We start from the raw sequence: 12,436 nt of genomic DNA, 5'->3' as shown, positions 1-12,436 counted from the left end.
CGTTTTTAAAAGGGGACGAACCATGAAAAAAACAGTGAATCTGCGCCTGACGGCAGAACATCCCATTATGAAACACCATCTTGTTCACGGAGAATCTGTCATGCCCGGTCTGGCCTATATTGATATGCTGTATCAGCTGGCAAAGCAAAGCCTTGATCTTTCATTCCGTTCCATCTGTCTGAAACGGGTGACCATTTATCATCCTTTATCAGTGAAACGGTCAGAGCGGCTTGATGTGAGTATCATATTCAGTAAAGAAAAGGAGTTCTGGACTGCCTCGATTTGCGGGGCGGATTCCGGGACGGTTTTCTTATCAGCGGAGGTGCATGAAGGGGTTTTCTCATCAGATAAGCGCCTTGACGCGGAAGAGAAAAAACAAGTTGCGCTTCCATCAGTCTCCTTGCATACGGTTTACGAAGCCGCGAGAAGCCGCGGACTGTCGCATGACGGGCTGATGAAGCCGGAGGGAGAGATCTATGCAAATGAAGAGGAATGTTTCCTTGATATTCGGCAGTCTGATTCATGCCAGGAAAATCTCCCCGGCGCTCTCTTTCATCCCGCGCTGATGGACGGTGCCGCCATGGCCTCCGGCGTATTGCAGACAGCTGCAGGCGCCGGTTTGTTTTTACCGATTTATTATGATTCGTTTAGTGCCGCTGAAACCGTTACGGAGCGCTGTTACGCGGTGATTTCGAAAAAATCCGGCACGCCTTCTGAAATGGTGAAAATGGATATTGACTTTTACAACCCCAGCGGTGCGCATATTGCTTCACTGCTCGGCCTGACAGCCAAAAAGGTGCGGACAGACCGGCAGCTGATATCAGGCGTTCAGCAGATGGATGAAACCTTATACCGCATTTTTTCAACATACGTAGGCCGTCCTGTCACAAGAAATGATGCGCACACCGTGTTTTTTGAATTAGGCCTTGAATCGTCACAGCTTCTGGCCATTATTAAAGACATCGAAGGGGCGTTTGATCTGCGGCTGAATCCGACTCTTTTATTTGAGTGCAGCAGCATATCCGAACTGCTTGAAGACATAAAAACAAAAGAAACAGAAGAATCTTCCGGCCTTGTCGCGGATGCAGCACCGGTCTCTGAAACGCAATCAGTCAGTCAGACATTTACTTTCTATGAACATGAAGCATTCCTTCAGGATCATCTGGTTTTCGGCAAACCGGCACTGATGGGTGTAGTGTATCCGTGTCTGGTGCTTGAAGCATCCGGAGCGTCTCATTCCGGCACGTATCCCGCCGAGCTGAAAGATATCCGCTTTACGGGCGGGCCCGTCACGCTGGAGCCGGGAGAGGCCGCACATATTGACATTTCATTTGCAACAGAAAAGAGTGCCGAACGCTTTACCGCAAGCTGCACTGTCTCCGGTAAAGAAAGCCGGAAGACGTGTGCCGAAGGAGAAATAAGCAGATATACAGAGGCACCCGTAAAAAAATCGTATGACGTTGAACAAATGAAGGCGCATGCACAAAAGGTGGCGCCGGATGTCATTTCCCGTCTGTACGATTCGGTTGCCGACTTCACGATAGGCCCGATGCTGAAAACGGTAACGGCGGGATACAAAATGAGTGAGAGCTCCTTTTTATTGCAGCTGGACTTATCAGGAAAAAAAGAAAAAGGCGATCTGCGTCACTTTGCATTTGACCCGCTTATATTGAATTCTTGTTATATGTCGCTCGGTGAAGAAGAATTGCAGCTGAAAAAGCGGATTCACGTCCCGCTCATGATTGAGAGGCTGACGCTTTACGGACCAGTCATGTCTGATACCGCCTATGTGGTGAATACAATCAAACATAAAAAAGACGGGTTTCTCTCATTTGATGCCGCAGTCCTCAGTCATACCGGGGAACAGCTGGCGGAATTGAAAAACGCGTCTGTGAAAGAAGTGCTTCAGCCAAATCGGCTTGAAAATGCGTCTTTTGCCCCGTCCGGGAATCAAAGCCGTCAAAAAACGAAAGGAAAACCGCTGGATATTGCCATTGTCGGGATTTCCGGCAAGTATCCGCAGGCCAATGATATCAATGCGTTTTGGGAAAATCTCAAACTAGGAAAGGATTGTATTACCGAAATTCCGAAAGACCGCTGGAATTGGGAACATTACTTTTCCGAGGACCGGACGGCGCCGGGAGCGATCTACAGCAAATGGGGCGGATTCATTGACGGGATCGCCGATTTTGATCCTGAGTTCTTTAAGATTTCCCCCCGTGAAGCGGAACACCTTGATCCTCAGGAACGGCTGTTTTTAATGCATGCGTGGATGGCCATGGAGGATGCGGGATATACGAGGACATCACCTGAACTTGGCCGTCAGGTAGGTGTGTATGCCGGTGTCATGTATCAGGAATACCCGCTATTCACGGCTGAAGCGGGAGTGAAAGGACGGCATATCGGGCTCCCCGGCGGGATTTCATCCATTGCTAACCGTGTCTCCTATTTTTGTGATTTTCAAGGGCCGAGCATTTCGGTCGATACGATGTGTTCGGGTTCGCTGACTTCATTGTACATGGCGTGCCGGGATCTGCGGGATCATCGGATTCGCGCGGCGCTTGCCGGCGGAGTGAATCTCACCGTTCATCCTAACAAGTACCTCATGCTGAGCCAGGGGCAGTTCATCTCATCTAAAGGACACTGCGGGAGTTTCGGCGCCGGGGGTGACGGCTATATTCCGGCAGAAGGGGTCGGGGTGCTGCTTCTTAAACGTTTAGAAGACGCCGTACAAGACGGAGATCGGATTTACGGCGTCATTAAAGGAGCTGCCATTAATCACGGCGGAAGAGCGAGCGGTTACACCGTACCGAACCCCAAGGCGCAAAGCGAAGTCATTTCTCAAGCTTTACAGGAGGCGGGGGTATCTCCGGGCCAGATCAGCTATGTGGAAGCGCACGGAACAGGGACGAAATTAGGCGATCCGATTGAAATCCGGGCTTTAACCGATGCATTCGGTGATGTTCCTGAAACATGTCTCATTGGGTCTGTCAAATCAAATATCGGACATGGGGAATCTGCAGCGGGCATCGCCGCTGTCACAAAAGTGCTGCTGCAGATGAAGCACAAACAAATCGCCCCATCTTTGCATGCGGATGTTTTAAATCCGAATATCCAATTTGACGAAGGGCCGTTTTCCGTATGCCGGGAATTAACAGATTGGAAACGGATTTCAGCAGACGGGGAAGAACAGCCGCTCAGGGCGGGGGTCAGCAGCTTTGGGGCGGGCGGTTCTAACGCGCATATCATTATTGAAGAATATGAGGCTCCTGTCAAACAAGCAATCAGCAGCCAAGAGCCGGCTGTCATTCTGCTGTCTGCGAAAAATGGGGAGCGTCTGACAGAATATGCGGAGCGCCTTCTTGCTTTTCTTCAAAAGAAGCATACGGATAAGCCGGACTTATTTGATGTCGCGTACACTTTACAAGCGGGGCGGGAAGCGATGGATGAGCGGCTGGCTTTCATTGCGGACTCTCTTAAGGAGCTGGAGGACAAGCTCAGATCGTACTTGGAAAATGAAAACGCACCCCATCTTTACAGAGGGCGGGCGAAGCGAAATCATGAGACAGTGGCTGTGTTTGAATCTGATGAAGATTTGCAGGAAGCCATGGTCAAATGGCTGAAAAAGAGAAAGTACGGTCATTTGCTGAACATGTGGGTGCAGGGAGTCGATGTGGACTGGAACTTGTTATATTCGGGACAAAAACCCCGGAGAATCAGCCTTCCCGCCTATCCGTTTGCAAAGGTCAGATGCTGGATTCAAGATGAAGCCGAGGCGGTTTCAAAACGGAATGACGGCAAAACGGTGATCCATCCGCTGCTTCATGAAAACACATCCGATCTGTGGGAGCTGAAATTCACATCCGTTTTTACCGGACGGGAATTCTTTTTCACTGACCACACAGTCAATGGACAGAAGGTGCTCCCGGGAGCCGCCGTGATCGAAATGGCCAGGGCGGCCGTTGAGCGTGCCGCATACGCTGTGCCGGACGGACGTAAAGGAATGTATTTGAAAGATCTCATATGGATGAGGCCTGTCGTTCATAAGGGGACGGATGTAGAAGTCCATATCAGCCTTATCCTTAAGGGAAATGAAGACATTGAATTTACGATTTACAGCCTATCGGAAGAACCCGGGGGAGAACGGATTATATACAGTAAAGGCACCGCGGTATCAGGAGAGATAGCAGCGGTTCCGTCAGTTCACTTAGAGGGCTGGCTGTCCGGCTGCAGCCAATCGGTTATGACGTCTGATGAGGTTTATCAGGCTTTCCGGCATGCGGGTATGATATACGGGCCGAGCCATCAAGGAATTGATCAGCTGATGATCGGAGAGAGGGGTGCTGCAGCCCGGCTGTCGCTGCCGGAAACGGCAGACAGTACCGCCGATCAGTTTGTCATCCATCCGAGTCTTTTAGATGCCGCGTTTCAGGCGTCACTGGGTGCCGGTTCAGATACTGCCGGAGACACTCCGATGCTGCCGTTTTCCCTGCGGCAGGCAGAAATATTTCAGCCGACTCAGAAAACGATGTGGGCGCTTGTCCGCAAACAGAGCGATCGGTCAGATAACGGAGCGCTGACGCTGGATATTGATTTATGTGATGAAAACGGCGCTGTTTGTATGAGGTTAACAGGATTCTCCTGCCGGGCTGTCCGGCAGACAAACCAAACCGAAAGCAAACGGCAGGAAGTTCAGACGGCGATGCTTGCCCCTGTTTGGGACAAAACTTTCTTTTCTCTGGAAGAAAATCGAGCGGTTGATCAGGAACAATTGCTGATCATCGGAAAGCCGGGAAATACAATAAAGGCTGCGGCAAAAATGTGGCCCCGCGCCCATCTGGCGGAGACGCCGGATCATTCAAGCGAGCAAACATTCCGTGAATTGACAGCCGGGTATCAGGATATCCGCCATTTCTTATGGATTGCGCCGGATCGTTTCGCACCCGCATCCGTCAGTCAGGAAATGCTTGATGAGCAGGAGAATGGGGTGATTCAATGTTTCCGTTTCATCAAAGCGCTGCTGTCACTCGGGTATGGAAACCGAAACATCAGCTTTACGGCGGTGACCCGGCAGACACAGTCCGTGTATCCGGGTGATCTGCCGCAGCCTGAGCATGCAGGCGTACACGGTTTGATCGGTTCATTGGCAAAAGAATATCCAAACTGGGACTTCAGGCTGATTGATGCAGAAGAAGGCAGTGATTCGTCTGAAATGAAAGACATCTGGCGCCTCCCTCCAGATCCGGACGGAAATGCTGCCGCGTACCGTAACGGAGCTTGGCACAAGCAAAAAACAGTCCGGGTGCTGACAAGTTCCGCTCCGCGTATGTCGTACAGAGAAGGCGGCGTTTATGCTGTCATCGGCGGAGCGGGCGGCATCGGAGAAGCATGGAGCAAATACATGATCACCCGTTACAAGGCACGGATGATATGGATCGGCAGGCGGCCGAAGGATCAGGAGATTCAGAGCAAAATAGACAGGCTGGCGCTATCAGGCCCCGCGCCGCATTATATACAGGCTGATGCTCAAGATGCCGCAGCGCTTAAAGCGGCCGTCCGTTCCGTAAGAGAGCAATACGGCAATATAACGGGAGTCATCCATTCCGCGATAACGCTTGCCGACAAAAGTATGGCGAATATGGATGAAGCTTCTTTCAGAAACGCTTATTCAGCTAAGGTGAATACGAGCGTCCGAATGATCGAAGCTTTTAAGGAAGAACCGCTTGATTTTGTGCTGTTTTTCTCATCCGTTAATTCTTTCACAAAAAATGCCGGGCAAAGCAACTATGCGGCAGGGTGTACATTTCAAGACGCCTTTGCCCGCCATATCGCTTCCTTGCTTGATTGTGAAGTGAAAGTCATGAATTGGGGATATTGGGGCAGTCTGGGTGTTGTATCAGACCCGTCTTACAGAAAACGGATGGAGGCGTCAGGGATCGGTTCTATTGAACCCGATGAAGCAATGGAGGCGCTGGAAGTCTTACTATCAGAACCGTTCAGCCAAGCGGCATTCATCAAAGCTGCTCCGCACGGCTTAGCCGCGCTGACGGATCAAGATGCAATATCGGTTGTATCCGGCCCGAAGCCTTCATTTATGGAAAGCGTCAAGCGGCAAAATCCGGATCGGAATGAACGGCTTGAGACTTTAAAACGAGAAATGGAGTTGCGCATATGAACAGCCTTCTTTGCAAACTGCTCTTTTACCAATTACAGTCAATCGGTTTTTTCAGCGAGCCTGTCACTACACCTGCAGCATCCATGCGGAGCGCCGGCGTGATCGGCACATACGGCAGATGGCTGGAAGAAAGCCTGAATCTATTAAAAGAAAACGGGTATATCGCGTATGACGGATACACGGTCACTCTTCTCACGGATCAGCGCCCGGACGGCCGCACAGTCTGGAATGAGTGGAATACCCATAAACGCCTGCTTCCCAATGGGGAGCTTGCGCAAGCTGAATTGGCCGAGGCGACGATAAAAGCGATGCCTTCCATTTTAAAAGGAGAACGTCCGGCTACGGATATCGTATTTCCCGATTCATCAATGCGGCTCGTTGAAGGTGTTTATAAGCATAATCCTGTCGCGGATTATTTTAATGAAGTGTTAGCAGATTCCGCGGCCGCTTACCTGAAAGCCTATCTTACAGAACACCCCGATGCCCGTATCAGGCTGATAGAAGTAGGGGCCGGGACGGGCGGAACGAGCGCCATGCTGTTTACAAAACTGAAACCATTTGCAAAACAGATTGCGGAATATTGTTATACGGACGTTTCTAAAGCTTTTTTAATGCATGCCGAACAGGAATACGGACCTGATGTGCCGTATTTGACAACAGCCTTGTTTAATGCGGAGGAGCCTTGCGAATCACAAAATATCAAAACGGGTGTTTACGATATTGTCATCGCCGCCAATGTGCTTCACGCCACAAAAAATATCGGTTTGACACTGCGCCGTCTGAAAGCGCTCCTGAAATACAACGGGATGGTTTTGATAAACGAAATCAGCGATCGTTCTGTTTTTACCCATTTAACCTTCGGGCTGCTTGACGGCTGGTGGTCCTATGAGGATGCTGAGCTTCGGATTCCGGGAAGTCCCGGCTTATATCCAAAATCGTGGGAGCGTGTGCTGCATTCGGAAGGATACAGAGCGGTTTGTTTCCCTGCTGAAACGGCTCATGATTTAGGCCAGCAGATTATCGCAGCTGAGAGTGACGGACTCGTCCGGATGCAAGGGATCAGAGACGGCAGAAAGCCATACGCCGCCCCGGCCGAAGTTTTCCGAAAGCCCGCGCAGCCTGTTTCCCGAAGCCGCGCGCCAGAGGAGCATCAAGCTGTTAAGGCTGATGGGGAATCGGTCTCTTCCCATGTCCGCTCTGTCATCAAAACAAGTATTGCCGATGTATTAAAAATGAAAGAAGAGGATATTCAGGAAGAACTGAATTTCTCTGAATACGGCATTGATTCCATTCTGGCCGTCAATGTGATTAACGAGATTAATAAGCGATTGAATCTTACACTGCAGACAACGATTTTATTTGATTACTATCATGTGAAACTGCTGACCGGTTATATCTCGGAAGAATACGAAACCATCATAGCCTCGTCTCTGAAGACCGATAGAGCGAAAATCCGCCCGGCGCTTCAGGAAGAACGGCCTGCTGAAAAACCTCTGCAGACGGAAAGAAAGGAAAACGGTTATCAGAAACCGAAACAAGAACGTATGCCGCCTTCTTTCGCAAAGTCCGATGACTCGGGAATGTTCCGGGTTGTGATTGACCGTCCGGGCGGCATTGAAGATCTGACGATTGCCCTCAGTGAGGTGCCCGAGACAAAAGATGACGAAGTTCAAATAGCCGTCCGCGCCTTTTCTTTAAACTTCGGAGACTTGCTTTGTGTCAGAGGGCTGTACCCGACGATGCCGCCTTATCCGTTCACTCCGGGATTTGAAGCAAGCGGCGTCGTGATCAAGACAGGAAGGCATGTAACATCCGTCATTCCAGGTGATGAAGTGATTGTCGGCATGGGAGAGGAATTTGGATCTCAGGCGAATCTCATCACATGTAAAGAACATCAAGTCTATCATAAACCGGCCCGGCTGACCTTTGAAGAAGCATGCGCTCTTCCCACCGTGGCGGTGACCATGATAGACGCCTTCCGGAAAGCCGGACTTAAAAAAGGCGAAAAAATATTAATTCAGACCGCGACGGGAGGAACGGGGCTGATCGCGGTGCAAATGGCCCGGCATATCGGCGCGGAAATATATGCCACGGCCGGATCACAGAAAAAAATTGAGTATTTGCATTCGCTCGGGGTCCGCAATACCATCTGCTATTTAGAAGAAGATTTTGAAACGGAAATCATGCGAATGACCGGCGGCCGTGGGGTGGATGTTGTCATTAATACCCTGGCCGGTGATGCCTTGCAAAAAGGAATGAATTGCCTGGCGCCGGGCGGAAGATATATCGAAATTGCCATGACTGCGCTGAAATCCGCTAAATCAGTCGACTTGTCCGTCCTTCATAACAATCAATCGTTTCACAGCGTGGATTTGCGGAAGCTGTCCCTTCAAAATCCGGACCAGGTCAAGGACTATCAATTGGAACTGCAGCGGCTGGCAGAAGAGGGAGTCATTCAGCCTGTCATCTCAAAAATCTTTTCCTTTGAAGACATAAAAGAAGCGTATCACTGTCTGGATGACCGCGGAAATATCGGGAAAATCGTCATCAGCGTTTCTGAACCGTATCAAATGACGTACCGCTCCGAACAAAAGGATCCGGCCGAAACAGTAAAATCAGCAGCTGTGTTACCTGAAAAAGAACCGATCGCGATTATCGGGATGAGCGGGCGGTTTGCTGAATCGGAGAATCTCCATGAGTTTTGGGAACACTTAGCCGCCGGGCGGGATCTGATTAAAAAAGCAGACAGATGGGATGTCTCTGACAGCCAATGCCAGTATGGCAGTTTTATAGAGGACATTGAATGTTTTGACCCCGTTTTCTTTCATATATCGGGACGTGAAGCGACCTATATGGACCCTCAGCAGCGGCTGTTTTTGGAAGAATCATGGAAAGCGCTTGAAGATGCGGGATATGCGGGAGACTCGGTAAGAGGCCGGGAATGCGGCGTGTATGCCGGCTCCTGCGGCGGAGATTACCAGGCCATTTTTAAACAGCAGGGGCCCGCGCAGGCGTTTTGGGGCAATCACAATTCCGTCACTCCGGCAAGGATCGCCTATCATCTTAATTTACAAGGGCCGGCGATCACTGTTGATACAGCATGTTCCAGTTCGCTGACAGCCATTCATTTGGCATGTCAGGGGCTCTGGACGAAAGAAACGGAAATGGCGGTGGCGGGCGGGGTTTTCATTCAATCCACTCCCGCTTTTTATCAATCGTCAAATAAGGCGAATATGCTGTCACCGACCGGACGCTGCCATACGTTTGATCAAAGCGCGGACGGGTTCGTGCCGGGTGAAGGCGTGGGAGCGGTGGTGCTGAAACGTCTTAGCGACGCCGTTAGTGACGGAGATCATGTGTACGGCGTCATAAAAGGATCTGCAATGAATCAGGACGGCGCTACAAACGGAATCACCGCTCCAAGCGCGCTTTCTCAAGAACGATTGGAACGTCATGTCTATGATACTTTTCACATTGATCCGGAAACCATTCAAATGGTGGAAGCTCACGGAACGGGCACTGCACTGGGCGACCCGATCGAATTCGGCGCCTTAACGCGCGCTTTCCGCCGCTATACGGATAAAAAAGGATATTGCGCCATCGGCTCTGTGAAAACCAATCTCGGACATGCCGCTGCGGCCGCGGGGATGGCCGGACTGTTTAAAATCCTGCTGTCGCTGAAGCATCGGCAGATTCCGGCTTCCCTGCATTTTCATCAAGCCAATCAGCATATTCAATTTGCGGACAGCCCGTTTTTTGTGAATGAAAAGCTGATACCGTGGAAACGGAATCCGGATACACCGCGCAGAGCCGCCATCAGTTCATTCGGATTCAGCGGAACAAATGCCCATCTTGTGATTGAAGAGGCGCCGCAAACCGTGCGCCGGTCGCCGGCAAAACCGGCCTGCCTCATTCCTTTATCTGCGCGGACGGAGCGTCAGCTGGAAATTCAGGCAGAACGCCTGCTGGATTCACTCAGCAAGAACAAAGACAGCGATCTGGGAAATATAAGTTATACGCTCCTGCTCGGCAGAAAGCATTTACATCACCGGTTTGCCTGTATCGTAAGCAGTGCGGACGAACTGAAGCGGGTATTATCGGAGTGGCTTGTAAAAAGAGAGCTTCCGGGTGTGTTTGTGTCCAATTTGAAGGATCAGAAGCCGGCAGAAGAAGCCGGAATGAAAACATTCGGAATGGAATGCATTGAACAGTGCCGCTCGGCAGCTTCGCCCGCGCAGTACAGAGAAAGCCTGGCACATATCGCTGACCTTTTTTGCAGAGGGTATGATCTTCCTTTTACACGGCTTTTTGACGGAGGACAATATTATAAAACGCCGCTGCCGGCCTACCCGTTTTTAAAAGAAAGGTATTGGGCGGCTGATGTAAACAGTTCTTTACCAGGCCAAGCCATGAAAAAGTCTGAAACGCAAACCGTTCTCCCGTCTTCGCCGCAGCCTGAACATGAAGGGCTGATTTCTCTGAGTCCTTTAACTGAGATCGAAATGACAGCGTTTGAACCGGAGACATTGCAAAAGCCAATCGTGTTACAGCCTTTGGATTGTACTGTTTCTGTCCAGCAGCCGAAAAAAGCCGTTTCCGAAGACAATAGAACATTGCTTGAAGAATTGAGGACAAGCCTGGCAGATATTTTATTTTTGTCACCGGAAGATATTGATGCTGATGAGCCTTTCATCGATATGGGTCTTGACTCCATTATCGGGGTTGAATGGATACAAACAGTAAATAAAACGTACCACACTGAGATTACTGCCAATAAGGTGTATGAACACCCGACGCTTGAAGAGCTTGCGGAATATATAGCGGGACAAATAAAGAAACCCGAGTATGCTGAAGCGGAGGAAACCGCGGTACGTCCGGAAATCCCGGAAGCAGAAACTCCCCTTGCCGGCATCTCTGACGGCACTTTGCGCAAAGAGCTCAAAGAAAGCCTTGCGGACATCCTGTTTCTGAAGCCGGAAGATATTGATGAGCATGAGGCATTCATTGAGATGGGGCTGGATTCTATTATCGGTGTGGAATGGGTTCAGTCCATTAATAAAACCTATCAAGCGTCTATTACGGCAAATCTGGTCTATGAATACCCGACAATCGCAACATTAGCCGGGTATCTGACCGGTTCTGTCCAAAAAGACACTGAGGAAGTACATGAGGAACATACGAAACAAAACGATATATCAGAAAAGACAGATGATCAAGAACCGCCCGAGCTGATCTGTCTTAACCCGGGTGGAAAGGGAAGACCGATTTTCTGGTTTCATTCCGCGCTGGGGGCAGTGGAGCTGTACCAGCCTGTTGCCGAACGGACCGGGCGTCCTTTTTACGGAATTCAGGCAAGAGGGTGGATGACAGACCGGGAACCGATCCGCGGCATTAAAAACATGGCCGAATATTACGTTAAGCTCATACGTACCGTGCAGCCCCGGGGTCCTTACGATGTAGGCGGCTATTCATTAGGGGGCATGCTCGCTTATGAAGTCACCCGGCAATTGCAGCTGGCTGGAGAAACCGTTGAGTCAATCGTCATGCTCGACTCCTTTGACTCGGCGGGTGCGCGGGAAATAAACATTCCTGATGAATTATTTGATAAAAATATGATGCTGCAGACGGTGAACATGGCTTTATTTGCACCGGTCTATCAACATCCGGAACGCATATCTGAAACCTTGATTCATCGTGATGAACTGAATGCCGATCTTCATGAAGACATATTTTTGGAGCAATTAATCGCAAAAGCCAAACAGCGGGGGTTAACGAAGACGGACGCGTTGGTGAAAAATCTGATCAGGCAGAATATAAACGTTCAGGACGCTTACGAAATCACTGATTACGAACTCCTGCCGCTTCCGGATCCGAACGGGGTGACATGCTATTATTTCCGAAATAAAAACGGTATTTTCTTGGGTGAGCTTGATCCGTATTTTACGATCAGGGCCGATATTTTATCCGCTGATTTCGTCAACTACTGGAGCCAGTGGGAAGAGCATATGACAAACATCGCCATCATGGATGTGGCGGTATCCAACCATATGACGTTATTGGCTGAAGACAGCGCAGCCGAAACGATTTCTGAATTTTGCGGCGTTTTATATTCGGCAGACGGAATGACAGAATACAGCTTTCTGCAGCTGAAGGAAAAGATACTGAACGTGCATGGTGAGATGCTGAAGCAGCCCGCCAAAACAAGACCGTAAATTCACATATCCGCCCGCCGGGTTTACTCGTAAGCTTTGGCGGGTCATT

2 protein-coding genes are annotated in these 12,436 nt (G+C 50.1%); both read left to right on the top strand.

Annotated elements, in window-relative coordinates; genetic code table 11:
- Positions 1-22 precede the first annotated feature (22 nt).
- Entirely contained in the window at positions 23-6,175 is a 6,153-nt protein-coding gene (locus NYE68_RS12900; RefSeq protein ID WP_324636740.1) for a type I polyketide synthase, read from the top strand.
- On the top strand, positions 6,172-12,387 hold the full coding sequence (locus NYE68_RS12895) for a beta-ketoacyl synthase N-terminal-like domain-containing protein (RefSeq protein ID WP_324636741.1): 6,216 nt from the start codon (positions 6,172-6,174) through the stop codon (positions 12,385-12,387). Before NYE68_RS12900 ends, NYE68_RS12895 begins: the two co-directional genes overlap by 4 nt.
- Positions 12,388-12,436: the final 49 nt, after the last annotated feature.

The organism is Bacillus sp. FSL R5-0447 (assembly GCF_038606125.1).
GTDB lineage: Bacteria > Bacillota > Bacilli > Bacillales > Bacillaceae > Bacillus > Bacillus velezensis.
This window is presented reverse-complemented; position numbering and strand designations above follow the sequence as displayed.

Bases quoted from the DNA above. Each gene is read 5' to 3' on its own strand.
- NYE68_RS12895 (WP_324636741.1), top strand. From the start codon at position 6,172: ATGAACAGCCTTCTTTGCAAACTGCTCTTTTACCAATTACAGTCAATC.
- NYE68_RS12900 (WP_324636740.1), top strand. From the start codon at position 23: ATGAAAAAAACAGTGAATCTGCGCCTGACGGCAGAACATCCCATTATG.